Consider the following 26,204-nt stretch of genomic DNA (forward strand, 5'->3'; position numbering starts at 1 on the left):
CGGGGGAAAGTCAGGGCGCGAGAATCAGCGTCAGCCCGCCTCCAGCATCCCAAAACTCACAATCCGCGCGCGTCCCAGCTCTTTTGCTCGGTACAAGGCCACATCCGCGGCGCGCAGCAGGTTGTCGGTCTGGGCATGTTGTGGGTAGCTGGCAATGCCAATCGACACGTCCACCGGCCCAATCTCGGTCAGCCCGTAGCGAATCGAAAGCTCATGCACGCCGGTGTAAATCTTCTGCGCGCAGGCGTACGCTTCTGCTTCATCGGCACCGGAAAGCAGCACCAGAAACTCCTCGCCGCCGTAGCGGAATGCCAGCCCGTTGTCATGTGCGGCGCGCTGAACAATTGACGCCACGCTTTTGATCACCAGATCGCCCGCTTCATGGCCGAAACGGTCATTAATGCTCTTGAAGTGGTCGATATCAATCATCATGCAGCTTAACGGCACGCCGGTGCGTATCGCCTGTGCCGTTTGGGTTTGCAGGGTATCTTCCAGATGATGACGGTTACGCAGGCCGGTGAGCGGGTCAAACAACGCTTTTTCCAGCAACGCGTCGCGCAGACGCTGGTTGGCCAGCGCCAGCCCGAGCGCCTCGGCCATCAGCTCCAGATACGCGCGGGAAGGTGCATTGTCCGCTGTAATATTCTGGAAGGAGAGCAGGCCAATGGCCTCACCCTGAGCGATAAGCGGCACGCAAAGCGCGCTTTCCGCCTGGGATGCCGGAAGATGGTAGCAGGCAATATCCGGCTCGCCGTTCACCGGCGGGTGACTCTGCCCGCGACGCACGGCCCAGCACTCGTCCGGGTGGAACGTCGTCTCTTCACCCACCGGCGAAAGCCATTGCGCGACGCAGCGCATCTGCCACGGCTCGCGGTCAAGGACGTAGAGCCGGCCCGCGATCCCCGGCGCGATATTGGGGGCAAACAGCTCCGCCACGTTAATCACATCGTTAAAGTTCTCACACCCCTGCAGCCGCTGGGTCATGCGCGCCAGCAGCTCGCGGATGGCCCAGTCGGCATCACGCTCTTTTTCCAGACGCTGCCGCGCCAGGCCGTTTTCACGGAAGATGCTGATGGCCTGAGCCATATCGCCTATCTCATCAATCTGGTTGAAATTGGGCGTTTCAACCGCGTAATCCTGGGATGCCAGGCGGTGCACCACGTCGCTCAGGCGGACCACGGGGCGCAGCACGCGGCGTTTTAATATAAAGCCGAGCACAAACAGGAACAGCAGGGCGGTCAGGCCGACCGTCAGCTCAGAGGCGGTACGCAGCGCTTTCGATTTTTTGGTCGCCTCCTGAACGGCGGCGATGACGCGCTTGTCGAGTATCTGGCGGAAGTGATCGAGCTGATTCTGCGCGCGCTCAAGCTCCTGCTCATAGGGCTGACCATAGAGCAAGGCTACGGCCTGGGCGTCTTCACCGCGTTCCAGGCTTTCGAGGGCGGTTTGCTGCTCGTCCTGCAGCTCATCGACGATCTTTATTCCTTCATGCAGCAGGGCCAGTTCTTCATCCGATGCGCCGTTATCCTGCAGCTTTTCCAGCCGAAGCTCGATGCGCTTCAGGCTGTTTTCTGCCCGGTTATATTCCTTGAGTACTTGAGGATCTTTTTTAATGGCGTACAGCCGCGCTAGATCAGACTGCGCCCAGATATCGGTTTCGATATCTTCCGTCAGCTGATCAAATTTCTGCCGTTGTTCAACGGCCTGACGTTCGAGGGTATCCGCACTGGACGCCATCAGCATGATGATGCCGGAGGCGATGGTCAGGCAGACCGTGGCCCCATAGGCCCAGTTTGTTATCGTCGCGATTCGCACCAGATGATCCTTTTACGACATGAGTAGGATGGCGTTCTTCAAATTATAGAAAACGTCTGATTTAAGGCGAAAAAAAAGGCGGCACAGCGCCGCCTGGTGTGGTCTTTATCGTCACGTCCTTACAAATCTGGAGGATTTTTTCCTTCTTCGATGAAATCCGCGTCCAGCTCTTCGGCGTTGCCTTCGTGATCGCGACCGGAGAAGAGGTTCCAGCAGGCGATAAACAGCGCGGCGATGAGCGGCCCAATCACAAAGCCGTTAATGCCGTACAGCTCCATGCCGCCGAGGGTAGAGATCAGAATCAGATAGTCCGGCATTTTGGTGTCTTTCCCCACCAGCAGCGGGCGCAGGATGTTATCCACCAGCCCGACGACGATCACGAAGAAGCCGACAATAAACAGCCCCTGCCAGATCTGGTGCGTGGCGAACAGGAAGATAGCGGCAGGCACCCAGACAATCGCCGAGCCGATGGCGGGCACGAGGGAAAGGAACGCCATCAGTGCGCCCCAGAGCACGCTGCCGTCGATACCGGCAATGGCAAAGGCAATCCCGCCGAGGATGCCCTGAACCACGGCCACCGCCGCCGTCCCTTTTACCGTGGCGCGCGACACGCCGACGAATTTGGCGAACAGATGCTGCTTGGCAAAATCGGACAGGGGCAGGGAGTCGAGGATCTGGCGTACCAGATACGGGCCGTCTTTCAGCAGGAAGAACAGCAGATACAGCATGATGCCGAAGCTAATCGCAAAGCCAAAGGTGCCTTTGCCGATCAGGAACGCGCTGCCCGCCAGATACTGTCCGCCCTGCAGCGCGACGTCGGAGAGTTTTTTCTGGATCTGCGCCGCGTTGGTCAGGTTGTGATCCGCGAGGAAGCCGCTGGCCCAGTCAGGCAGGTGGTTGAAGATGCTCGCCACCACTTCCGGGAACTGGGTATTGTTCTCCTGCAGTTTGGTGTAAACCACGTTCAGCTCAATGGCGAGCGAGGAGAGGATCACCATCAGCGGAATAAAGACGATCAGGCAGATAATACCGATGGTCAACAGCGAGGCCAGCCCGTTGCGATCCCCCAGCGCGGCGCGCAGCTTGTTTTTTACCGGATTGAAGATTACGGTCAGAATGGCGGCCCACAGTATCGCGGAGAAGTAGGGCGACAGCACGTCGAAGAAGGCCCAGGTCACAAGGGCGAGAATGAAAATAAAGAAACCTTTAGTCAGTCCGTTAAAGCGCATCAGTCAGTCCTGGTTACTAAGAAACTGTGACGACTATAGAACTGATTGTGAGAATTACCAACCTTGCGCCGGGTGGCGGCTGCGCCTTACCCGTCCTACGGGGAGTGTTACGGTATGACTTCGCGCTTTACGGATACCACTTTCGACTGACCGAAGATCGACTTTTCCCGCACCATGCTGTAAGTATCTGCTTGCGGAGGTGCTTATGGCCTGGCGTCCTATCCTGTATGTGATCCTCACAACCCACCCCAGACTCAGCGCGCGGCGCGCCCGTTTGCGTCTGGTCATCTAGCTTTTTATTAACAATCGCGGTATAACACACCTTCTTTGGATGTTTAGATGTCCATACGTATAGAAGGTAATATGCAAACACAACAAGAAAATGGGCAGCTTAAGCGCACCATGAAAACACGCCACCTGATCATGCTCTCGCTGGGTGGCGTGATTGGGACAGGGTTATTCTTCAATACCGGCTACATCATTTCCACGACCGGGGCGGCGGGCACGCTGCTGGCGTACCTGATAGGCGCGCTGGTGGTCTGGCTGGTGATGCAGTGTCTGGGCGAACTCTCCGTGGCGATGCCGGAAACCGGCGCGTTCCACGTCTATGCCGCGCGTTATCTTGGCCCGGCGACGGGCTACACCGTGGCGTGGCTCTACTGGCTCACCTGGACGGTGGCGCTCGGTTCGAGCTTTACCGCCGCGGGCTTCTGCATGCAGTACTGGTTCCCGCAGGTGCCCGTCTGGGCGTGGTGCGTGGTCTTCTGCGTGGTGATTTTTGGCCTGAACGTCATTTCCACGCGCTTCTTTGCGGAAGGCGAGTTCTGGTTCTCGCTGGTGAAAGTCATCACCATCATCGCCTTCATTATTCTTGGCGGCGCGGCGGTCTTTGGCTTTATCCCGATGCAGGACGGTTCACCCGCGCCGGGCTTAAGCAACATCACCGCCGAGGGCTGGTTCCCGCACGGCGGCCTGCCGATCCTGATGACCATGGTGGCGGTGAACTTTGCCTTCTCCGGGACCGAACTCATCGGTATCGCAGCAGGGGAAACGGAAAATCCGCACAAGGTGATTCCGGTCGCGATCCGCACCACCATTGCGCGCCTCATTATCTTCTTTATCGGTACCGTGTTTGTGCTGGCGGCGCTGATCCCGATGCAGCAGGCGGGTGTGGAAAAGAGCCCGTTCGTGCTGGTGTTTGAAAAGGTCGGTATTCCTTACGCGGCGGATATTTTTAACTTCGTGATCCTGACGGCGATCCTTTCGGCGGCGAACTCCGGGCTGTATGCCTCCGGGCGCATGCTATGGTCGCTCTCTAATGAGAAAACGCTCCCGCGCTGCTTTGCCCGCGTGAACAAAAACGGCGTGCCGCTGACGGCGCTCTCGGTTTCTATGCTCGGCGGCGTGCTGGCGCTGTTCTCAAGCGTCGTGGCGCCGGACACGGTATTTGTCGCGCTCTCGGCGATTTCTGGCTTTGCGGTGGTAGCCGTCTGGATCAGCATCTGTGCGTCGCACTTCGTCTTCCGTCGTCGCCATCTGCAGTCCGGCCAGCCGCTCTCTGCGCTGCAGTACCGTGCGCCGTGGTATCCGCTGGTGCCGGTGCTCGGTTTTATCCTCTGCGTGGTGGCCTGCGTCGGCCTGTGGTTTGACCCAAGCCAGCGCATTGCCCTTTATTGCGGGATTCCGTTTGTCGCCCTGTGTTATGGTGCCTACTACCTGACCCGAAATATGACATCGCAGGAGCCTGAACATGTCGCAGAATAATCCGCTTACCGCCCTCCTTGAAAAGCAGCCGTTTGTGGTGCTGGATGGCGCGATGGCGACGGAGCTGGAAGCGCGCGGCTGTAACCTGGCAGACAGCCTCTGGTCTGCCAAAGTGCTGATGGAAAACCCGGAGCTTATCCGGGAAGTGCACCTTGATTACTACCGCGCGGGGGCACAGGTGGCGATCACCGCCAGCTACCAGGCCACGCCTGCGGGCTTTGCGGCCCGCGGCCTGGACGAGGCGCAGTCCCGAACGCTAATTGGCAGAAGCGTGGAGCTGGCGCGAAAGGCGCGTGAAGCGTATCTGGCCGAAAACCCGCATGCGGGCACGCTGCTGGTGGCGGGCTCCGTTGGGCCGTATGGTGCCTATCTGGCGGATGGCTCAGAGTATCGGGGTGATTACGTGCGCAGCGCTGAGGAGTTTACTGCCTTCCACCGCCCGCGCGTGGAAGCGCTGCTGGACGCGGGCGCTGACCTGCTGGCCTGCGAAACGCTGCCGTCTTTTATTGAGATTAAGGCGCTGGCGGCCCTTCTGGCCGGGTATCCCCGCGCCCGGGCGTGGTTCTCCTTTACCCTGCGGGACAGCGAGCACCTGAGCGACGGCACGCCGCTGCGTGACGTGGTCAGCGTGCTGGCCGACTCTCCGCATATCGTCGCGCTGGGCATTAACTGTATCGCGCTGGAAAATACCACGGCGGCGCTGAAGCACCTGCAGAGCCTGACGTCGCTGCCGCTGGTGGTTTACCCGAACTCGGGCGAGCATTATGATGCGGTGACCAAAACCTGGCACCACCACGGCGAAGCGTGTGAGACGCTGGCGGGGTATCTGCCCCAGTGGCTGGACGCCGGAGCGAAGCTGATTGGTGGCTGCTGTCGCACCACGCCGAAGGATATTGCTGAGCTTAACGCGAAGCGCTGAGTTTTTTGCCGGGTGGCGGCTGCGCCTTACCCGGCCTACGGATTGCACAATGTGTAGGCCGGGTAAGCGCAGCGCCACCCGGCATAAAACAACCGCATAAAACCAACTATCCTTTCCCATTTTTTATCTAAAAACGAATCGTTATGAGCGATTCATTTTTATTCCTTTATCAAAATTCCCGCGTTGGAAATACTGCCCTCATAACAACAAGGGGAGCAGGCACTATGGCAATTTCATCGCGAATCACACTACTCGGCGCACTGGCGCTGTGGGCATTTCAGGCGCAGGCGGTGGACGTCACCGTCGCGTATCAAACTTCTGCGGAACCGGCGAAAGTCGCGCAGGCGGATAACACCTTTGCCAAAGAGAGCGGCGCGAAGGTCGACTGGCGCAAGTTCGACAGCGGCGCGTCCGTGGTGCGTGCGTTAGCCTCCGGCGACGTGCAGATCGGCAATATCGGTTCCAGCCCGCTAGCGGTTGCGGCCAGCCAGCAGGTGCCGATTGAGGTGTTCCTGCTCGCCTCGCAGCTCGGTAACTCTGAAGCGCTGGTGGTGAAGAAAAACATCACCAAACCGGAAGACCTGATCGGCAAACGCATCGCCGTGCCGTTTATCTCCACCACCCACTACAGCCTGCTGGCGGCGCTGAAACACTGGGGCATCAAGCCGGGTCAGGTTCAAATCATCAACCTCCAGCCGCCGGCGATTATCGCGGCCTGGCAGCGTGGCGACATTGACGGGGCCTATGTGTGGGCTCCGGCAGTGAACGAGCTGGAAAAAGACGGCACCGTGCTGACCGACTCCGAAAAAGTGGGCCAGTGGGGTGCGCCAACCCTCGACGTGTGGGTCGTGCGTAAAGACTTCGCCGAGAAACATCCTGAGGTAGTCAAAGCCTTCGCGAAAAGCGCGATTGACGCCCAGCAGCCGTACATCAGTAACCCGGATGAATGGCTGAAGCAGCCCGCCAACCTGGAAAAACTCTCCCGCCTGAGCGGCGTGCCGGAAGCGGACGTGCCGGGGCTGGTGAAGGGCAATACCTATCTGACCCCCGCGCAGCAGGTGCAGCAGCTGACCGGGCCGGTTAACAAAGCGATTGTGGATACCGCCACCTTCCTGAAGGAGCAGGGCAAAGTGCCCGCAGTAGCGGCGGATTACAGCCTGTACGTGACCGATCGTTTTGTGAAATAAGAAGTTCGCCATGCTGAATATTACAAATCTGTCTGCCGATTACGGTGGTAAACCCGCCTTACAGGACATCAACCTGACGCTGGACAGCGGTGAGCTGCTGGTGGTGCTGGGCCCGTCCGGGTGCGGAAAAACCACGCTGCTGAATCTCATCGCCGGGTTTGTCCCTTATCAGCATGGCACCATTCAACTGGAAGGCAAAAAGGTGGAGGGCCCCGGCGCCGAGCGCGGCGTGGTCTTCCAGAATGAAGGCCTGCTTCCCTGGCGCAACGTGCAGGAAAACGTGGCGTTTGGGCTGCAGCTTGCGGGCATCCATCGCGAACAGCGGCTGGAAACGGCGCGGGCGATGCTGAAAAAAGTGGGGCTGGAAGGCGCGGAAAAACGCTATATCTGGCAGCTTTCCGGCGGCCAACGGCAGCGCGTCGGGATTGCCCGCGCGCTGGCCGCGAATCCGCAGCTGTTGCTGCTGGACGAGCCGTTCGGGGCGCTGGATGCCTTCACCCGCGAGCAGATGCAAACCCTGCTGCTGCGCCTCTGGCATGAGACGGGCAAGCAGGTGCTGCTGATTACCCACGATATCGAAGAGGCGGTGTTTATGGCCACCGAGCTGGTGCTGCTGTCCCCGGGGCCGGGCCGCGTGCTGGAGCGCTTGCCGTTGGAATTCGCCCGCCGCTACGTCGCGGGGGAACCCGTGCGCAGCATCAAATCCGATCCGCTGTTTATCGAACAGCGTGAGTACGTCTTAAGCCGCGTGTTTGAACAGCGGGAGGCCTTCTCATGAGCATCGTCTTCAGTGAAAAAACGCGCCGCACGCGTCTGGCGCTGCGCTGGCCTTTCTCACGTCAAATTACGCTGAGCGTCGGTACGCTTCTGGTGCTGCTGGCGTTATGGTGGGCGGTTGCTGCCCTGCAGTGGGTCAGCCCGCTGTTTCTGCCGCCGCCGGGACAGGTGCTGGCCAAACTCATTACCATCGCCGGGCCGCAGGGCTTTATGGATGCCACGCTCTGGCAGCACTTAGGTGCCAGCCTGGCGCGCATTCTGGTGGCGCTGCTGGCGGCGGTGATTATCGGCATTCCCGTGGGGATTGCGATGGGGCTGAGCCCGACGGTGCGCGGCATCCTCGACCCGCTGATTGAGCTTTACCGCCCGGTCCCGCCGCTGGCCTATCTGCCGCTGATGGTGATCTGGTTCGGCATCGGTGAAACCTCAAAAATCCTGCTGATCTATCTGGCGATTTTCGCCCCGGTGGCCATGTCGGCGCTGGCGGGCGTGAAGAGCGCCCAGCAGGTGCGGATCCGCGCGGCGCAGTCGCTGGGGGCCAGCCGTACGCAGGTGCTGCTGTTCGTGATTTTACCGGGCGCACTGCCGGAGATTTTAACCGGGCTGCGCATCGGCCTCGGCGTGGGCTGGTCCACGCTGGTGGCGGCGGAGCTGATTGCGGCCACGCGCGGCCTTGGGTTTATGGTGCAGTCGGCGGGAGAGTTCCTGGCGACTGACGTGGTGCTGGCAGGGATCGCGGTGATCGCCGCGATCGCCTTCGGATTAGAACTGGGGCTGCGCGCGTTACAGCGCCGTCTGACGCCCTGGCATGGAGAAATACAATGAGTGAACGTCTGACCATTACCCCGCTGGGGCCGTACATTGGCGCACAGGTATCGGGCCTGGATGTGACCCGTCCGCTGAGCGATAACCAGTTCGAGCAGCTGTACCACGCGGTGCTGCGTCATCAGGTGGTGTTCCTGCGCGAACAGGCGATCACCCCGCAGCAGCAGCGCGCGCTGGCCCTGCGGTTTGGCGATCTGCATATCCACCCGGTCTATCCGCATGCGGAAGGGGTGGAGGAGATTATCGTCCTCGACACCCACAACGATAACCCGCCGGATAACGATAACTGGCACACCGATGTGACCTTTATCGAGACGCCGCCCGCCGGGGCGATTCTGGCGGCGAAGCTGCTGCCAGAAACCGGCGGCGATACCCTGTGGACCAGCGGCATTGCGGCGTATGAGGCGCTCTCCGAGCCGTTCCGGACGCTGCTGAGCGGGCTGCGGGCGGAGCACGACTTCAAAAAATCGTTCCAGGAGTACAAGTACCGTAAAACGGAAGAAGAGCATCAGCGCTGGCAGGAGGCGGTGGCGAAACATCCTCCGCTGCTGCACCCGGTGGTGCGGACCCATCCGGTGACGGGCAAGCAGGCGCTGTTCGTCAACGAAGGGTTCACCACGCGCATCGTGGACGTGACGGAAAAAGAGAGTGAGGCGCTGCTCAGTTTCCTGTTCGCGCATATCACCAAGCCGGAGTTCCAGGTGCGCTGGCGCTGGCAGGAGAACGATCTGGCGATCTGGGATAACCGCGTGACGCAGCATTATGCCAATGCGGACTATCTGCCGCAGCGCCGGATTATGCAGCGGGCGACAATTTTGGGCGATAAGCCGTTTTACCGCCCCTGATCCTGTAGTACCTGTAGGCCGGGTAAGCGCAGCGCCACCCGGCGAAAACGGGGCACAATTGCCGGGTGGCGGCTACGCCTTACCCGGCCTACAAAATACCGCACATTTAAAGGTGCGCCTCAATATACCGCTGATAGCGGTTCGCCTTCAGGTAACACAAATCCACCAGCACCAGGCCGTCAACGCAGTTGTTGAACGCCGGGTCGCTGCCAAAATCAATAAACTGCACGCCGCCGGGCTCGCACAGCTCGGAATATTGCTTGTAGAGCGGCGGAATGCCGCAGCCAAGATTGCCGAGCAGGGATTTCAGCTTCGTCAGATCGTCCACGTAATCCACGCCGCCAAACTGCGCCAGCACGTCCGGCAGGGACGCGGGATAGGGCTTGCGCGAGGCGGCGAGCGGATGCGTCGCCGGGAACCACAGGCGGTAAAATGCCACCAGCAGATCCCGCGCGGCAGGCGGTAAGCCACCGGAAATCGAGACCGGGCCAAACAGGTAGCGGTAGTGCGGATAACGCGCCAGATACGCCCCAATGCCGGACCATAAATAGTCCAGGCCGCGGCGCCCCCAGTAGCGCGGCTGAATAAAGCTGCGCCCCAGCTCAATGCCGTGTGCCAGCACGTCCTGCATTTTGTCGTCGTAGTGGAACAGGCTATAGCTGTACAACCCCTCAACGCCGCGCTTTTCGATCTGCATGGCCGTCGGCATAAAGCGATACGCGCCGACGATCTCCAGATCCTCCTCATCCCACAGGATCAGGTGCAGATAATCATCGTCGTAGCTGTCGGTGTCCCGGCGTTTGCCGCTCCCTTCCTCCACCGCGCGAAAGGCAATCTCGCGCAGGCGGCCCAGCTCCCGCAGCAGCGGGGCGTCTTCCTGACCGTTGCGCTGCCAAAGATAGATGGTTTTCCCGTCGCTGGTTTTGCCCAGAGATTCGGCCTGCGCCAGCGCGCGCTTCAAAGTGGCCCGGTCTTCCGGACGGGCAATCGCGCACTGGGTTTTAAAGACGCCGGGCACTCCCTTGCCAAGACGCATCACGTGCTGACGGCACTGCTCGGCCATCTCACGCGACGAAAGGGTGGCGCTGTGCCAGTGATGCCACGCAATCTGCTGGCCGATTTTAATCGGCAGCTGGCTGTGGCGGCGGCGGAACATCTGCTGCATCAGCAGCAGCATCGACAGCGTCGGGGAGACCAGCGTGCTGGCGTAAAAGAGCAGGCTGTTGTGCGCCTGAATATGCACTGGCAGCAGCGGGACGCGCAGCTTGCCGGCGAGTTTGATAAAGCCAGAGTGCCATTTCTTATCGCGAATGCCTTTGCGCGTGGGGCGGGACACTTCGCCTGCCGGGAAGAAGATCAGTACGCCCGCGTTTTGCAGGTGCTGTTCCATCTGCACCAGCGACGACTTCGCCGTCCTGCCACCCATATTGTCCACCGGAATAAACAGCGAGCTGAGGGGCTCAAGGTGGGTCAGCATCCGGTTGGTCACGACTTTAACGTCGCGCCGCACGCGGGAGACGGCGTACAGCAACGCCAGACCGTCCAGCGTACCCGTCGGGTGGTTGGCAATGATGACCAGCGGGCCATGTTCGGGGATTTGTTCGAGATCGCGGGCGGAAACGGTGCAGAGAATATCCAGGTGTTCCAGAACCTGCTCCACCATATCCAGTCCTTTCAGATGGCGGTGGGCGGCGGCAAACTGCTGAAACTCGTCTTCGTAGAACAGTCTTTTTAACAGACTTTTTTGCCAGGGTGCGGGCCTCGCCTGAGGCCAAAGATCGTCGAGAACGCTATCGAGGCTAAACATGGTCACTCCTCCTGCCGTCTTGCGAAGACAGTAGAAGGCGCAGATGTCGGTTGTATTGCAGTTGGGTGAAGATTTGAGCAGAGAGCAGGCCGGGTAAGGCGAAGCCGCCACCCGGCGCTAAAGCGGATTAACGCAGAATTTTCTTCTCGGCCAGATCCAGGGCGAAGTAGCTGAAGATCAGATCCGCGCCGGCGCGTTTGATCGCGCCCAGGCTTTCAAGGATCACTTTCTCTTCGTCGATCGCCCCTGCCAGCGCGGCGAACTTGATCATTGCGTACTCGCCGCTCACCTGGTAAGCGCCCAGCGGCATCTCGGTGCGTTCGCGGATGTCGCGCAAGATATCAAGATATGCGCCAGCCGGTTTTACCATCAGGCAGTCTGCGCCCTGGGCTTCATCGAGCAGGGATTCACGAATCGCTTCGCGGCGGTTCAGCGGGTTCATCTGATAGGTTTTACGATCGCCCTTCAGCGCCGTGCCGGCTGCTTCACGGAACGGGCCGTAGAAGGAGGAGGCAAATTTGGTGGAGTAGGACATGATGGCGGTGTCGGTGAAACCGGCCGCGTCCAGCGCCTGACGAATCGCCTGAACCTGTCCGTCCATCGCCGCAGACGGTGCGATGAAGTCCGCACCCGCAGCGGCCGCGACGACCGCCTGCTTGCCGAGGTTCAGCAGGGTGGCATCGTTATCCACGCCGTGATCGCACAGCACGCCGCAGTGGCCGTGAGAGGTATATTCACAGAAACAGGTGTCGGACATCACCACCATTTCCGGCACCGTCTCTTTGCAGATGCGGGACATGCGGGCGACGAGGCCATCTTCCTTCCACGCGTCGCTGCCGGTGGCGTCGGTATGATGGGAGATGCCGAAGGTCATCACCGAGCGGATCCCCGCGTTGGCGATACGTTCGATCTCACGCGCCAGATATTTCTCCGGAATGCGCATGACGCCCGGCATGGCCTCGATGGCTTTGTAGTCATCGATCTCTTCTTCAACAAAAATCGGCAACACCAGATCGTTTAAGGTCAGGGTTGTCTCTTCAAACATAGCGCGCAGTGCAGGTGACTTACGCAGACGGCGGGGACGTGCAATTAAATCGGTCATGGTATGCCTGATGTTTGTGGAACAAAGAGGGCTAGTGTACCTCAAAGTGGCGACGGGTGTTTTACTAAAGTGGGCATTTTGCTTTTGCGAAATGCAGCAGAAGAGTTTGCCTGTTACCAATAATATATAATGCAGGACAGTATAACGCTGAGAGAAGAATGAGATATTTGTGTTATTTCTATATGGAAATGAATGTATCATTAAAAATGATTTATTATTTTTTATGATATTTCCCTGATTGCTTTGCCCGTGCATTAACATTTTGTTTTTATAATATTTATTTTATGACGCCCTGTGCGTTGTGGTCTGAATCTGTTTTTTGTCTGAATGCGTACTTAATGGAAACATTCATTGAACCTTTTCGAAATGAAACTGCATAATTCCCTCCGCAATTAAATATTGCAAATTCATTGATGGACAAACTTGCTTACGTCCCTGAGGAGGGATGACCCAATGCAAACATGGAAAAAGAAACTCGTTGTATCTCAACTTGCATTAGCCTGCACCCTGGCTATCGCTTCTCAGGCCAATGCGAAGGATATTTCCGGTACGACATATAATACCTTCGGATACGATAATACAGCGACCACTCCCTGGTATTATGGCTATGCCGACTGGGATTTCTCAGATGCCATCCACGATGGTGATATTTACCCGGTGATTAATAAAACCACCGTGAATGGTGTTATTTCAACGTACTATCTCGATGATGGCATCAATGGTCGGGCGAATGCGTTGAGTATTTCCAACAGCACCATTAATGGCATGATTACCTCTCAGTGTATGACCGCCACCTGTGCTGATGGTCTGGATGCCGACGGCACCCAACATGCTCAATACGATCGTTTTAGCCTGACCGTTGATAATTCCACCATTAACGATACGTATGAACATTATGCGTATGATGTTGTGAATGGGGAAAATACGGAAAGACACTATCTGGATACCTATGATATGGGTAATGCGATTACCCTGGATGTGGAATCCGATATTGTTATCCAGAATAATTCTCACGTCGCGGGGATTACCCTGACGCAGGGGTATCAGGAACGGGATAATACCCCGTACGACGGCGTTGAAGGCGTAGCCAACAGCAGCAAGGTCTTTACCGACACGCTACTGGTAAAAGATTCGGTACTGACTTCCGGTGCGTACCGCGATTTAGGTACCAGCGGATTCTACGGTCAGACCGCGAAGCCGAGCGACTATAGTGAAACCGACGCGACAGGGGCAGATGATGCCGCGCTGATTGTTACCGCCAGCGCGTCTGATAACGCGATGCAGACCGCTGCCACGTTCGATCACTCCACCGTTACGGGCGACATCCTGTTCTCCAGCACCTTCGACAACAACTTCTACCCGAACGGCGATCCGGCAACCGATACCACCGAAGACGGCGTCTATAATTAATTACGTCGGGCGAATCGAATGAGCCTCGCACGATCATATTACAAACCGGCGTTATTGAGATCTATCGCCCTTCTGATGAACTTCTGGTGGGGATTGCGACTGCCCCCTTTATTTTTGGTCTGGCTACGGTGATGATTAACCATTCACAGGAATACAGAGTGATTGCTAAAACGGCCTGTACCGGTTTTTATTTATCCACAGAAACTACCCGACAACAAATCCAGCAATTTTCACTGTGGAAAGAGGCCTTCAGCTGGTTATCCTGGATAAATTACATTCTTGAGAAGCGCGATAAGCAGCTGGTTGGCAATAACTCCTATCACCAGATCCGCGCGATGCTGCTTAATATGGCCGAGTGGGATGAAACGCTGCGTTCAAAAATCGGTGTGATGAATCATATTCAGCAAAGCACACGCATTTCACGTTCTGTTGTTGCCGAAGTTCTGGCCGCCCTGCGGCAGGGAAATTATATCAATATGAGCCGGGGCAAGCTGGTCAGCATCAACCGCTTGCCCACGGAATATTAATCTCAGTTGGATGCGGTAAGCACCTGGGCTTTATTGGCACTCAATTCCGCCACCAGGTTATTAACACCGTCACTCATATTGACGAAACGCGTATGCGGGGAGCGAGTGACCACCACAAACGCGCCCACGTTCGACTGCGGAATCATAGCCATATAGGTGATGAATCCGCCGCCGCCGCCGGTTTTCTGAATAATCCCCGGCCGGCCATTTTTCGGTGCCATATAGACCCAGCCCATGCCGAGCGCATCGGCTTTACCCGGCACGTCCATCCCGATGACCCGATGCAGCTGAGTACGCTGATAAATCAGGGTCTGCATACGGTCGGCCTGGCTGCTGCGAGAGTAGAAATCCGAAGAAAGGAACTGCTGCATCCAGCGCATCATGTCGCCAGGCGTGGAGTAAACCCCGCCGCTGCCCACGGCCGCCAGCGTGTTATTACAGGGGCTGGCGCCTTTCTCCGCCACCATCAGGCGACGGCACTGGTCCGGGGACGGGGTAAAGGTGGTGTCTTTCATGCCCAGCGGACGGGTGATCTGCTCTTCAAACAGCTGGGTGTAGGGTTTGCCAGCCGCCGTTGAGAGGGCATCCGCCAGCAGGTCAAACGCCAGGTTTGAATATGAGGCCTGCGAACCCGGTGCCGCCTTCAGCGTGGCGGTACTCAGGTAGCTCCAGCGCTGGTCGCGCGTTGGCCAGACAAAGACGTCACGATGCGCCGCGCCGCCTGGCTGTTCACGCGGCAGGGCGCTGGTGTGGGTAGCAAGGTTCACAAGCCGGATCGGCGTACCCTGATACGTGGGGACCCGGGCGCCTGGCGGCGCGTATTTGCTGAGCGGATCGTCGAGCTTCACCACGCCCTGATCGAGCAGTTTCACCAGCATTTCGCTGGTCATCAGCTTGGTTAAGGATGCGATGCGGATAACGGAATCCAGCTGCGGGTGAACGTTATTGCCCGGGCGCGTTTCGCCAAAGCTGCGAAATACACGCTGGTTTCCGTCGATAACGACCATCGCCATACCGGTCGCGCCGCTGCCGTAATAGATAAGGTTCGCGTAGCGATCGGCAATATCTGAAGCTAAAACGGGAGCCGTCAGCGGTTGGGCTGCCTGGGCGGTAGAAAAGCTCACCGCACACAGCGCGGCAAAAGAGAGCAGACAACGTTTCAACGAAAAGCATCCATGAAGTGAATGAGGAAAGTAATGGGTATTTATACTACTAATCGGTACCGTGCAATGCCCCGAATTGCATAACGATAGCGAGAAAAACGTAACCATGGGTAAATATGAACAATTTACTTGCGAGCCATCTCCCATTTTGTGACATCGGGCTTATGATAGGCACCAGTGTCACTCAATCTTACGGAGAACGGTATGTCTGAGAAGCGTGTGGTTATGGTTGTCGATATGCAAAACGGGGTGTTTGAAACCCCTCGTCATCAGCGCGAAAAGTGTGTCTCTCTGATCAACCAGCTTACGCAGGCAGCCGACACGGTGATTTTTATACAGCATACCGAGGCCGGGGGGTTGGAAGAGGGAAGCGAAGAGTTTGCGCTACTGCCTGAACTCCATCAGCCTGCTGGTGCGCTTTACGTGACCAAAACCGCCTGCGATGCCTTCTACAACACCGGGCTTGAGGCGCTGCTGCGGGAGCAGGGCATTCGTGAGTTTGTCATCTGCGGCTGCGCCACCGATTACTGCGTCGATGCGACGATCAAGAACGGCGTTAGCCGGGGCTATCACATCACCGTTGCCGAAGATGCCCATACCACCGCCAACCGTCCGGCTGCTGACGCACAGATCCTGATTAACCATCACAACGACGTCTGGCGTAACTTCATTGCGCCAGCGAATCCTCTCGCGGTGAAACGCACCGAAACAATTCTTGAAAACTGGAAAGCGAACTAATAATTAACGCTCGGGTCTGACCTTTTTGCCGGAGCCGGGAGGCTGGCTCGGGCAGGTTTTCGTGTGGTGACGTGTTGTACACAGCAACAGCCATAACAACAAGAAGGAAGCATTATGTTTAAGTCTTTTTTCCCAAAGCCGGGGCCTTTTTTCCTGTCGGCATTTATTTGGGCACTGATCGCTGTCATTTTCTGGCAGGCGGGCGGCGGCGCATGGCTGACGCGCATCACGGGGGCGACAGGTGAGGTGCCGATTAGCGCGGCGCGCTTCTGGTCGCTCAGCTTTATCGTATTTTATGCCTACTACACGGTATGTGTGGGGCTGTTTGCACTCTTCTGGTTCAAGTATTCTCCGCATCGTTGGCAGGTTTGGTCGATTTTGGGATCTGCGCTGATCATTTTCGTTACCTGGTTCATGGTGGAAGTGAGTGTTGCAATTAATGCATGGTATGCACCCTTCTACGATTTGATCCAAAAAGCGCTAAGCGCCCCGAATAAGGTTCCGATTGGTGAACTCTATGCCAGTCTCGTTAGTTTTACCGGCATTGCCATGATTGCAGTAACAGTGGCAGTGCTGAACAATTTCTTCGTTAGCCATTACGTTTTCCGTTGGCGTACAGCTATGAACGAATATTACATGGCAAATTGGCAACGACTGCGGCACATCGAAGGTGCTGCACAGCGTGTACAGGAAGACACCATGCGTTTTGCCTCAACGCTGGAGGACATGGGGGTCAGCTTGCTTAATGCTGTGATGAAACTTATCGCTTTTTTACCGATTCTGATTGCACTTTCACCCCATGTGCCTGAACTTCCAATTGTTGGTCATTTACCCTATGGTTTGGTTATTGCCGCACTGGTCTGGTCTCTTATGGGAACGGGGCTTCTTGCTGTGGTGGGGATCAAATTGCCGGGGTTACAATTTAAAAATCAGCGCGTGGAAGCGGCTTACCGTAAAGAACTCGTTTACGGTGAGGATGACCCATCACGAGCTGCGCCACCAACGGTAAAAGAGTTATTTCAGAACGTCCGTTTTAACTACTTTAAGCTCTACTTCCACTACATGTATTTCAACATAGCTCGTATTTTATATCTTCAGGCCGATACTGTTTTTGGAATAGTCCTGTTGTTCCCGTCAATTGTTGCAGGGACGATTACCCTGGGACTGATGACCCAAATTACTAACGTTTTCGATCAGGTCAGAAGTTCATTCCAGTACCTGATCAGCTCCTGGACCACGCTGGTGGAACTGATGTCCATCTACAAACGTCTGCGCAGCTTTGAACGCGAGCTGGACGATCGTGACCTGCAGGAAGTCACCAACACATTTAGCTAATACAGGACGTTGCTATGTCTTTTGCCGTACCGCGCGCGTTACCGTTGACCATACTGGCCGCTTTTGTGCTGGCAGGCTGTGCCGAAAAGGGGGCCGCTCCGCTCAAAAAGGGCGAGAAGCCCGTTGATGTGGCGAGCGTTGTGCGGCAGAAAATGCCCGCCAGCGTGAAAGATCGCAATGCGTGGGCAGACGCGCTGGCAAAAACCTTTGAGAGCCAAAAGATTGCGCCGACCGAGGAAAACATCTGTTCGGTGCTGGCGGTGGCACAGCAGGAGTCGATGTATCAGTCAGACCCGGCTGTGCCGGGGCTGAATAAAATCGCCTGGAAAGAGATCGACCGCCGCGCGGAGTCCATGCATATCCCGGTGTTCCTCGTGCATACCGCGCTTAAAATCACCTCGCCGAACGGCAAAAGCTACAGCGAACGGCTGGATACGGTGAAAACCGAAAAACAGCTTAGCGCTATTTTCGATGATTTCATCAACATGGTGCCGATGGGTCAGAAGCTGTTTGGCTCACTGAACCCGGTCCACACCGGTGGCCCAATGCAGGTAAGCATCGCGTTCGCGGAGAAACACACCGACGGCTATCCGTGGAAAATCGACGGTACGGTGCGCCAGGAGGTCTTCTCCCTGCGCGGCGGACTGTGGTTCGGCACGTATCACCTGCTGAACTACCCGGCCAACTACGATGAGCCGCTGTACCGCTTTGCCGACTTTAACGCAGGCTGGTATGCCAGCCGTAATGCGGCATTCCAGAGTGCGGTCAGCCGCGCAAGCGGCGTTAAGCTGGCGCTGGACGGCGATCTTATCGCCTACGGCAGCAGCGAGGCGGGAAGCACCGAGCGGGCGATCCGGAAATTATCGACAACGCTTGATATGAGCAACAGCGACATTCGCCGTCAGCTTGAGAAAGGCGACAGCCTGGCCTTTGAGAAAACGGATCTGTACAAGAAGGTGTTTGCGCTCGCAGAGCAGAAAAGCGGGAAAACGTTACCGAGGGCTATCCTGCCGGGGATCCAGCTGGAAAGCCCGAAGATCACGCGTAACCTGACCACCGCGTGGTTCGCGAAACGCGTGGACGATCGCCGGGCTCGCTGTATGGGGCTTTAACGGCGGCGGCGAAAGCGCAGCACTAATGCCACAACGCCCAGAATCATACATCCCGCGAGGAAGGGGATCAGGCCGAACAGGGTGCTGACGCCAAAGCCAATCTCAACTCGCGGGCGTCCGTTATCCTGTACCTGCATGAGATGTTCATAAACGCCAGGCGCATGGACCAGCATATTGAGCAGCTGCGAGCCAGCCCAGAAGCAGAACAGAACAAACAGGGCATACGCGATATTACCCGCCGTGGAGGTTTTTGGTTTTCCGCCAAAAATCGGTTTCGACAATGTAAAGTCAGCCATGATGACCTCCGGATAAATCGCTCTGTTAATACGCTTCGTACAGGGTGAGTTTGACAGGTCATCGCATTTGTCAATATCAGAATCGTGGTAATTTACGCGCCGGAATCCTCCTGGATTGTTGATTTCTGCAGCACGTCACAATTTATTAACTTAAGTGAAATTGCGTCGCGTTTCAGAATTTCCGTATCTGCCACAGACCTGGCCGTAAAACTGTGAGAGGATGTCTTTTTTTCCTGCCGGAGTTGTTATGAAGCTCACGTCCAAACTACGCCGTGACTGGCACTACTACGCCTTCGCTATCGGGCTGATCTTTATTCTTAACGGTGTCGTGGGCCTGCTGGGGTTTGAGGCAAAAGGCTGGCAAACCTATGCCGTTGGGCTGGTGACCTGGGTTATCAGTTTCTGGCTGGCGGGGTTGATTATCCGCCGCCGTCCTGAAGAGACGACAGCGGATGAGGCAGCGTCGGCGAAGCGCGCCGATTAACCGTTTACGGAACTTTTAAGCGCGCTGTCGGCGGCATGACGCTCCAGCGCCAGTTCGATCAGGCGGGTGATCAATTCCGGGTAGCTGAGGCCGCTCGCCTGCCACAGCTTCGGATACATGCTGATGTTAGTGAACCCCGGCAGCGTGTTGATTTCATTGATCACCACCTCGTTTTCCGGCGTCAGGAACACATCCACGCGCGCCATGCCGCAGCAGCCGAGCGTCTGATAAGCGCGAATGGCAATCGCCCGGATCTTATCGTTAACCGCCGGATCGAGATCCGCAGGCACGACAACCTGCGCGCCTTTATCATCAATGTATTTGGTGTCGTACGAGTAGAAGTCGCTGTTTAAGACCACTTCGCCGCAGGTGCTCGCCTGTGGAAAATCGTTGCCCAGCACGGCGCACTCAATTTCACGGCCTTTGATGCCCTGCTCAACCACCACTTTATGGTCGAACTCAAACGCCAGGCGGACGGCCTGTGTGAACTCAGCTTCGCTTGTCACTTTGCTGACGCCTACGGAGGAGCCCTGGTTTGCTGGCTTCACAAACAGCGGCAGACCCAATTCAGCGCTAATCTGCGCGAAGCTGTGCTTGTCGCGGTTGGCGCGGGTGAGCGTCACAAACGGCGCGATATTCAGCCCGGCGTCGCGCAGCAGGCGTTTGGTGACGTCTTTGTCCATGCACGCGGCGGAGCCGAGTACGTCCGAGCCGACGAACGGCAGGTTGGCCATGCGCAGCATCCCCTGCAGGGAACCATCTTCCCCCAGGGTACCGTGAACGATAGGGAAGACCACGTCGATCTGGGCGAGAGCCTGTGCATTGCCTGCATCGATAAGCTGCCCCTTCGCGACGCCGGGTACGGTGGCGACGCTAATTTCTGAAGGATTCAGGGCGATATGGGCCGGATCGTGAGCATTCAGCAGATACTGGCTGGCATCGTTAACGTGCCACTGGCCCTGTTTATCAATGCCCAGCAGCACCACGTCGAAACGGCTTTTATCGATCGCATCAACGATATTTTTAGCCGATTGCAATGACACTTCGTGTTCCGCTGATTTTCCCCCAAAGACAATACCTACGCGCTGCTTAGCCATCTCACTCTCTTCCAGTCTGACGAAAAGCCAATAACATACCACGATGCCCGGCGGGTTTCGCGACCTTCTGCCATAATGTTTGGGGGAATGTTCAGGGGGGCGAGTGAAAGGAAAAACGCTGCTGACCGTTTTGATTCTTATCGCCGTCGCAACGGTGGGTTACCGCTGGTTGCCGCCTTACTACAACCCTTTCATACCGCTGACGCTTGACGATCCGCCAGGCCGAATCACCCAGTATAAGCTTCGGCGCTTAACGCCCGAGGCCTGTGCAAACCTGCTTGCGCAGGCTAATCAACGCGATCTCATCCGCACCCAGCCGGTCGCTGACAGCGCCGGGGAATGCCCGCTGAGCAACGTCGTGCGCGTGCGAGACTTCGGCCCGGTCGGCCTGAACGGCAGCTTTCTTGCCAGCTGTCCGCTGGCGCTCAGTTCAGCCCTCTTTATCAGCCAGCAGGCCCGGCCGCTGACAAAACGCTATACGGGCAGCGACCTCGCGCGTATCGATCACCTCGGCAGCTTTGCCTGCCGCAATATTTACCACCGCCCTGACGCGCGCCGCAGCGAGCATGCCACGGCGGAGGCGCTGGATATTGCCGCTTTTCGTCTGGCGAACGGCGAACGCGTCACGGTGCTGAACGGCTGGAAGGCGGCCACGACGCAGCCCTGGCTGAAGGCCATGCTGGCGGCAAGCTGCGGGTACTACGGGAACGGTCTGGGGCCAGAGTACAACGCGGCGCATGCCAACCATTTTCATCTCGGAATGCGCGGTTTTGGCCTGTGCCGGTGAAGCATAATATTCCGCCAGAAAATGGATGAATTGTGACTTATTTCACAAATATGATGACTGGGAAGATAAAACACCAAAGTCGGTCAGGGCGCATCTCTGGTGCGACGTTAACACGCGTAACTTGCTAATCTGACGGCGAATTCGCCTAAAAATGAAGACTATTCTGTATGGAATCCTGGAAAGTTAATCTCATCTCGGTCTGGTTCGGTTGCTTCTTCACCGGGCTGGCCATCAGCCAGATTTTGCCGTTCCTGCCGCTGTACGTCTCGCAGCTGGGGGTCACCTCGCACGAAGCGCTCTCTATGTGGTCCGGCCTGACGTTCAGCGTCACCTTTCTGGTTTCCGCGATTGTGTCACCCATGTGGGGCAGCCTGGCCGATCGAAAAGGCAGAAAACTGATGCTGCTGCGCGCCTCGCTCGGGATGGCGATAGCCATTCTGCTGCAGGCCTTCGCCACCAACGTCTGGCAGCTGTTCTTCCTGCGGGTGGTGATGGGGCTGACGTCCGGGTATATTCCAAACGCCATGGCGCTGGTCGCCTCTCAGGTGCCGCGCGAGCGTAGCGGCTGGGCGCTGAGCACGCTCTCCACGGCGCAGATAAGCGGCGTCATCGGCGGGCCGCTGCTGGGGGGCTTTCTGGCGGACCACGTCGGGCTGCGCGCGGTATTTATCATCACCGCGATCCTGCTGGTGGTCAGTTTTCTGGTCACGCTCTTTCTGATTAAAGAAGGGGGTCGCCCGGTTATCAGTAAATCTGAACGCCTGAGCGGCAAGGCCGTTTTCGCCTCGCTGCCTTATCCGGGGCTGATGATCAGCCTGTTTGTCACCACCATGGTGATCCAGCTCTGTAACGGTTCGGTGGGGCCGATACTGGCGCTGTTTATCAAGTCAATGGAGCCGGAGAGCACGAACATCGCTTTTTTAAGCGGCATGATTGCCGCCGTGCCGGGCGTATCCGCCCTGATTTCCGCGCCGCGTCTCGGAAAACTGGGTGACAGGATCGGTACGGCGCGCATCCTGATGGCGACGCTGATCTTTGCGGTGGTGCTCTTCTTTGCGATGTCGTTCGTCACCTCTCCGCTTCAGCTTGGCGTACTGCGATTTCTGCTCGGCTTTGCCGATGGCGCCATGTTGCCTGCGGTACAGACCCTGCTGGTCAAATATTCCAGCGACCAGGTGACGGGGCGTATTTTTGGATATAACCAGTCATTTATGTATCTGGGGAATGTTGCCGGTCCGCTTATTGGCGCCTCCGTTTCCGCGATGGCCGGTTTTCGTTGGGTATTTGCGGCGACGGCGATTGTCGTTTTAATCAATATTATCCAGCTGGCTATTGCGCTGCGACGCCGCAGACAAATGGCGGAGGCGAAATCGGCGAGATAACGCTTTCGCAGATGTATTATATATTCTTATGGTAGCCGCATTTTTATATAACAAAATGCGGCGTCTTTTTATAGAAAAACGTTTCGCTCATGGCGAGGTCTCTTTATTTCCGTTTCTGTATCACTTTTGCATACCATAATTAATTTCTTCTCTTTGCATTATGGATTCAGAGTGATAACGTCAGATAAAACTGAAAAGGAACTGGCACGATGAAAAACCTCATTGCTGAATTGCTGGTCAAGCTGGCACAAAAGGAAGAAGAGTCAAAAGAGCTGGTGGCCCAGGTCGAAGCGCTTGAAATTGTGGTCACCGCGCTGCTGCGACAAATGGCGAAAACCGATCAGCAGGCGTTGATTGAGAGCGTGGAAGGCGCGCTGGAGAGCGTCAGGCCTGAATCGCAGGTACCGGTTGAAGATGCTGAGATGCTCCACCAGTACGTAAAGAAGCTGTTAAGGCATCCGCGCAGCTAAACCGTCACAGGACGTAACGACGTGTCATAGAATTGTCATGCAGGATGCCTATAGTCGCTCTGTTTTTATTTTTATGTATTTTTACATGGAGAAAATAAATTGAAACAGAGCGCACTTTTCATCGCATTACTTCCTCTGTTAATTACCCCTGCCATTTATGCTGACACGACGCAAACCAGCGTCCTGGATAATCGTGCGGCAAAAGGGGATATCACCCAGCCCGGCGGCGCGCGCCGATTGTCGGAAGATCAAACCGCCGCCATTCGCGCTTCGCTTAATGAAAAACCGGCGAAAAATATTATTCTGCTGATTGGCGATGGAATGGGTGATTCCGAAATCACGGCGGCGCGAAATTATGCCGAGGGGGCGGGCGGCTTTTTTAAAGGTATCGACGCATTACCGCTCACCGGACAATATACCCACTACGCGCTGGATAAAAAAACCGGTAAACCGGATTACGTAACGGACTCTGCGGCCTCGGCCACGGCGTGGTCCACCGGCGTGAAAACCTATAATGGCGCGCTGGGCGTGGATATTCACGAAAAAGATCGTCAAACCCTTCTGGAGATGGCAAAAGCGGCGGGCCTGGCGACCGGTAACGTCTCCACTGCTGAACTTCAGGATGCGACGCCTGCGGCGCTGGTGGCGCACGTGACCTCGCGTAAATGCTACGGCCCGTCAGTGACCAGCGAAAAATGCCCAACGAACGCGCTGGAAAAAGGTGGCAAAGGCTCGATTACGGAACAGCTGCTGAATGCGCGTCCTGACGTGACGCTGGGCGGCGGCGCGAAAACCTTCGCGGAAACCGCGACGGCGGGCGAGTGGCAGGGCAAAACGCTGCGCGAGCAGGCGCAGGCGCGCGGCTATCAGCTGGTGAGTGACGCAAATTCGCTGGCGGCGATAACCGAGGCGAACCAGGACAAACCGCTGCTGGGGCTGTTCTCTGACGGCAACATGCCCGTGCGCTGGGAAGGTCCAAAAGCCTCATATCACGGCAATATCGATAAGCCTGCGGTGACCTGTACGCCTAACCCTAAACGCACGGACAGCGTACCGACGCTGGCGACGATGACCGATAAAGCGATCGATCTGCTGAGCAAGAGCGAAAAAGGGTTCTTCCTGCAGGTTGAGGGGGCGTCAATCGATAAGCAGGATCATGCGGCAAATCCGTGCGGTCAGATTGGCGAAACCGTCGATCTGGACGAAGCGGTGCAGAACGCGCTCGCGTTCGCGAAAAAAGACGGTAACACCCTGGTGATCGTCACCGCGGATCACGCGCACGCCAGCCAGATCGTTCCGCCAGATACCAAAGCCCCTGGCCTGACGCAGGCGCTCAACACCAAAGATGGCGCCGTCATGGTGATGAGCTACGGCAACTCTGAAGAAGAGTCCATGGAGCACACCGGCACCCAGCTGCGCATTGCCGCCTACGGCCCGCACGCGGCCAACGTGGTAGGCCTGACCGATCAAACGGATCTGTTCTATACCATAAAGGCGGCGCTGGGTCTGAAATGATAAATTCCCGGCGGAAATCACATCTGTCGGGTGGTTTTTTTCCTGTCACGAACCAGACTTACAGGGAATGTTCACAAAAGGATGGTGCAATGAAAACAACATTACTGGTTACTCTGCTCTCCGGCCTGTTCCTGGTCGCCTCGGCGAACGCGGAAGAGAAAACGTTAACGCCGCAGCAGCAGCGTATGACCACCTGTAATCAACAGGCGACGTCTCAGAGTCTGAAGGGCGATGCCCGCAAGACCTACATGAGCGACTGCCTCAAAAACGGCGCTTCAAAGCCAGCTGAAAAAAGCCTGACGCCTCAGCAGCAAAAGATGCGCGAGTGTAATGCCAAGGCAACCGAGCAGTCCCTGAAAGGGGATGAGCGCAGCAAGTTCATGAGTGCCTGCCTGAAGAAAAAAGTGTAGTTCGAACGGGTGAGCGGCTCCGGCGGCTCACCCGAAATTTCATACTTTCCCCGCAGACCCCCTCTCTATAATTTGGGAAAATGTTTCAGAATATTCCCAAAAATGATGAATGATGAAACGTATTACAACACAAAGCGCATTCGGGAAGAGTGGAATTTAACCCTTTCTCAGGATGACCCTCACCGCGCCGGCATTCAGTTTGCCCGGCGGGTTCGGCTGGCGCGCGCCGTGGGGCTGGCAGCGATGTTTTTCCCGGTTGCAGGAATGCTGGTCACCCATTTTTTACCCGGCGGCTGGTGGCTTTTACTGGTCGGTTGGGCGTTCGTCTGGCCCCATTTCGCCTGGCAGTTATCCTGCCGGGCCGCGTCACCTCATCAGCAGGAAGAGTTCAATCTTAAGATCGATGCCATCATTGCCGGGCTCTGGATCGGCGTGATGGGGATGAGCGCGTTACCCTCGGCAGCGCTGGTGATGATGGTCGGAATGAATATGATGGGCTCCGGGGGCTGTCGTCTGTTTATCCCGGGGATCCTGCTGACTCTGCTCTCCGCGCTGGTGACGCTGCCGATTGTTGGGCGCGTGGCCGTCTTCAACCCCGACCTCGTGGAGTGGAGCTTAACGCTTCCCGTACTGGTGCTTTATCCCATGCTGTTTGCCTGGCTCAGCCACCGCACCGCCGTCAGGCTTGCTGAGCACAAGCAGCGGCTGGAAATGATGAGCACCCGCGACGGCATGACCGGGGTCTATAATCGCCGACACTGGGAAATGCTGCTGCGAAATGAATTTGAGCATTGCCGCCGCGATCGCTGCACCGCCACGATTTTACTGATTGATATCGACCACTTTAAAAATATCAACGATACCTGGGGGCACGCCGTGGGGGATGAGGCGATCATTGCCATCACGCGCCAGCTTCAGATGTCGGTGCGGTCAGGTGATGCCATCGGCCGGTTTGGCGGGGATGAGTTTGCGGTGATTATGTCGCAGACCGCAGCGGAAAGCGCCATCGCCGTCATGTCCCGGGTGCATGAGCGGCTGGAAAAGCTGTCGCTACCGTGCGCGCCAAAAGAGGCGCTGCGCATCAGCGTGGGCGTTGCCCCCTGGGGGCCGCAGTTTGCACATTATCGGGAATGGCTAAAGGCGGCTGACGTGGCGCTGTACAGGGCGAAAAATGCCGGGCGCAGCCGCACCGAAGTGGCCGCCTGACG

General features: G+C 57.0%; 23 protein-coding genes and 2 pseudogenes. 18 read left to right on the top strand and 7 right to left on the bottom strand.

The window, feature by feature from the left end:
• Nucleotides 1-30: 30 nt before the first annotated feature.
• Nucleotides 31-1,815 carry a diguanylate cyclase gene (locus PI91_RS07340; protein ID WP_039265804.1) on the bottom strand — a complete coding sequence of 595 codons (1,785 nt, stop codon included), beginning with the start codon at nucleotides 1,813-1,815 and terminating at the stop codon, nucleotides 31-33.
• A 119-nt stretch (nucleotides 1,816-1,934) separates the two neighbouring features.
• Nucleotides 1,935-3,044 (bottom strand): AI-2E family transporter, encoded by a 1,110-nt coding sequence (locus tag PI91_RS07345; protein ID WP_008503245.1) that lies wholly within the window; start codon nucleotides 3,042-3,044, stop codon nucleotides 1,935-1,937.
• 363 nt (nucleotides 3,045-3,407) lie between these two features.
• Here PI91_RS07345 and mmuP point away from each other — a divergent pair, with 363 nt between their 5' ends.
• The 6 genes from mmuP to tauD all read left to right on the top strand — a co-directional run bounded on the left by mmuP (nucleotide 3,408) and on the right by tauD (nucleotide 9,361).
• Nucleotides 3,408-4,808, top strand: a complete 1,401-nt coding sequence (mmuP, locus tag PI91_RS07350; RefSeq protein WP_008503244.1) for an S-methylmethionine permease — start codon at nucleotides 3,408-3,410, stop codon at nucleotides 4,806-4,808.
• Entirely contained in the window at nucleotides 4,795-5,727 is a 933-nt protein-coding gene (mmuM, locus tag PI91_RS07355; RefSeq protein WP_039265805.1) for a homocysteine S-methyltransferase, read from the top strand. The genes mmuP and mmuM overlap by 14 nt, the downstream gene beginning before the upstream one ends.
• A gap of 224 nt (nucleotides 5,728-5,951) precedes the next feature.
• Complete coding sequence (gene tauA, locus PI91_RS07360; RefSeq protein WP_039265806.1) at nucleotides 5,952-6,914, top strand: taurine ABC transporter substrate-binding protein; 963 nt, start codon at nucleotides 5,952-5,954, stop codon at nucleotides 6,912-6,914.
• Between the two features lie 10 nt (nucleotides 6,915-6,924).
• Nucleotides 6,925-7,692, top strand: a complete 768-nt coding sequence (gene tauB, locus PI91_RS07365) for a taurine ABC transporter ATP-binding subunit (protein ID WP_023293187.1) — start codon at nucleotides 6,925-6,927, stop codon at nucleotides 7,690-7,692.
• On the top strand, nucleotides 7,689-8,516 hold the full coding sequence (gene tauC, locus PI91_RS07370; protein WP_039265807.1) for a taurine ABC transporter permease TauC: 828 nt from the start codon (nucleotides 7,689-7,691) through the stop codon (nucleotides 8,514-8,516). Before tauB ends, tauC begins: the two co-directional genes overlap by 4 nt.
• Nucleotides 8,513-9,361, top strand: a complete 849-nt coding sequence (gene tauD, locus PI91_RS07375) for a taurine dioxygenase (protein ID WP_032674235.1) — start codon at nucleotides 8,513-8,515, stop codon at nucleotides 9,359-9,361. The genes tauC and tauD overlap by 4 nt, the downstream gene beginning before the upstream one ends.
• Before the next feature lie 106 nt (nucleotides 9,362-9,467).
• Here the strand turns inward: tauD and PI91_RS07380 are convergent, their stop codons facing one another.
• Nucleotides 9,468-11,168: a lysophospholipid acyltransferase family protein gene (locus PI91_RS07380; protein ID WP_025912605.1), complete on the bottom strand. Its 1,701-nt coding sequence runs from the start codon at nucleotides 11,166-11,168 to the stop codon at nucleotides 9,468-9,470.
• A 127-nt stretch (nucleotides 11,169-11,295) separates the two neighbouring features.
• Complete coding sequence (gene hemB / locus PI91_RS07385; protein WP_039265809.1) at nucleotides 11,296-12,270, bottom strand: porphobilinogen synthase; 975 nt, start codon at nucleotides 12,268-12,270, stop codon at nucleotides 11,296-11,298.
• 453 nt (nucleotides 12,271-12,723) lie between these two features.
• Between hemB and PI91_RS07390 the strand changes: the two are divergent.
• Both PI91_RS07390 and PI91_RS07395 read left to right on the top strand, forming a co-directional pair.
• A pseudogene (locus PI91_RS07390) lies at nucleotides 12,724-13,677 on the top strand (autotransporter outer membrane beta-barrel domain-containing protein); the annotation flags it as partial.
• Nucleotides 13,677-14,207 (top strand): annotated as a pseudogene (locus PI91_RS07395) (helix-turn-helix domain-containing protein); the annotation flags it as partial. The pseudogenes PI91_RS07390 and PI91_RS07395, both read left to right, overlap by 1 nt.
• A gap of 2 nt (nucleotides 14,208-14,209) precedes the next feature.
• Here PI91_RS07395 and ampH read toward each other — a convergent pair.
• Nucleotides 14,210-15,370 (bottom strand): D-alanyl-D-alanine-carboxypeptidase/endopeptidase AmpH, encoded by a 1,161-nt coding sequence (gene ampH / locus PI91_RS07400; protein WP_008503291.1) that lies wholly within the window; start codon nucleotides 15,368-15,370, stop codon nucleotides 14,210-14,212.
• A gap of 204 nt (nucleotides 15,371-15,574) precedes the next feature.
• On the opposite strand from ampH, the gene PI91_RS07405 reads away from it, so the two are divergent.
• The 3 genes from PI91_RS07405 (at nucleotide 15,575) to PI91_RS07415 (ending at nucleotide 18,555) form a co-directional block, all read left to right on the top strand.
• Nucleotides 15,575-16,108 (top strand): isochorismatase family protein, encoded by a 534-nt coding sequence (locus PI91_RS07405; RefSeq protein WP_039265811.1) that lies wholly within the window; start codon nucleotides 15,575-15,577, stop codon nucleotides 16,106-16,108.
• 114 nt (nucleotides 16,109-16,222) lie between these two features.
• Nucleotides 16,223-17,443 carry a peptide antibiotic transporter SbmA gene (sbmA, locus tag PI91_RS07410; RefSeq protein ID WP_021241683.1) on the top strand — a complete coding sequence of 407 codons (1,221 nt, stop codon included), beginning with the start codon at nucleotides 16,223-16,225 and terminating at the stop codon, nucleotides 17,441-17,443.
• A gap of 14 nt (nucleotides 17,444-17,457) precedes the next feature.
• Nucleotides 17,458-18,555, top strand: a complete 1,098-nt coding sequence (locus PI91_RS07415) for a DUF1615 domain-containing protein (RefSeq protein ID WP_039265812.1) — start codon at nucleotides 17,458-17,460, stop codon at nucleotides 18,553-18,555.
• Here the strand turns inward: PI91_RS07415 and PI91_RS07420 are convergent.
• On the bottom strand, nucleotides 18,552-18,851 hold the full coding sequence (locus PI91_RS07420) for a DUF2755 family protein (RefSeq protein ID WP_008503287.1): 300 nt from the start codon (nucleotides 18,849-18,851) through the stop codon (nucleotides 18,552-18,554). The genes PI91_RS07415 and PI91_RS07420 overlap by 4 nt on opposite strands.
• A 247-nt stretch (nucleotides 18,852-19,098) precedes the next feature.
• Between PI91_RS07420 and PI91_RS07425 the strand changes: the two genes are divergently transcribed.
• Nucleotides 19,099-19,335 (top strand): DUF2754 domain-containing protein, encoded by a 237-nt coding sequence (locus PI91_RS07425; RefSeq protein ID WP_008503286.1) that lies wholly within the window; start codon nucleotides 19,099-19,101, stop codon nucleotides 19,333-19,335.
• Here PI91_RS07425 and ddlA read toward each other — a convergent pair.
• On the bottom strand, nucleotides 19,332-20,432 hold the full coding sequence (gene ddlA / locus PI91_RS07430) for a D-alanine--D-alanine ligase (protein WP_039265813.1): 1,101 nt from the start codon (nucleotides 20,430-20,432) through the stop codon (nucleotides 19,332-19,334). The genes PI91_RS07425 and ddlA overlap by 4 nt on opposite strands.
• Before the next feature lie 103 nt (nucleotides 20,433-20,535).
• Between ddlA and PI91_RS07435 the strand changes: the two genes are divergently transcribed.
• The 6 genes from PI91_RS07435 to adrA all read left to right on the top strand — a co-directional run bounded on the left by PI91_RS07435 (nucleotide 20,536) and on the right by adrA (nucleotide 26,202).
• Nucleotides 20,536-21,219, top strand: a complete 684-nt coding sequence (locus tag PI91_RS07435) for an extensin family protein (RefSeq protein ID WP_039265817.1) — start codon at nucleotides 20,536-20,538, stop codon at nucleotides 21,217-21,219.
• 167 nt (nucleotides 21,220-21,386) lie between these two features.
• A complete protein-coding gene (locus PI91_RS07440) occupies nucleotides 21,387-22,601 on the top strand; it encodes a multidrug efflux MFS transporter (protein ID WP_039265818.1) in 1,215 nt (404 codons plus the stop codon).
• A 209-nt stretch (nucleotides 22,602-22,810) separates the two neighbouring features.
• On the top strand, nucleotides 22,811-23,071 hold the full coding sequence (gene iraP, locus PI91_RS07445; protein ID WP_023293178.1) for an anti-adapter protein IraP: 261 nt from the start codon (nucleotides 22,811-22,813) through the stop codon (nucleotides 23,069-23,071).
• 99 nt (nucleotides 23,072-23,170) lie between these two features.
• Nucleotides 23,171-24,586: an alkaline phosphatase gene (gene phoA, locus PI91_RS07450; protein ID WP_039265820.1), complete on the top strand. Its 1,416-nt coding sequence runs from the start codon at nucleotides 23,171-23,173 to the stop codon at nucleotides 24,584-24,586.
• 89 nt (nucleotides 24,587-24,675) lie between these two features.
• Complete coding sequence (gene psiF / locus PI91_RS07455; RefSeq protein WP_039265821.1) at nucleotides 24,676-24,996, top strand: phosphate starvation-inducible protein PsiF; 321 nt, start codon at nucleotides 24,676-24,678, stop codon at nucleotides 24,994-24,996.
• Nucleotides 24,997-25,098: 102 nt separating this feature from the next.
• On the top strand, nucleotides 25,099-26,202 hold the full coding sequence (gene adrA / locus PI91_RS07460; RefSeq protein WP_039265822.1) for a diguanylate cyclase AdrA: 1,104 nt from the start codon (nucleotides 25,099-25,101) through the stop codon (nucleotides 26,200-26,202).
• Nucleotides 26,203-26,204 lie beyond the last annotated feature (2 nt).

It is taken from the genome of Enterobacter sp. FB, assembly GCF_000805795.1.
GTDB classification, from domain to species: domain Bacteria; phylum Pseudomonadota; class Gammaproteobacteria; order Enterobacterales; family Enterobacteriaceae; genus Enterobacter; species Enterobacter roggenkampii.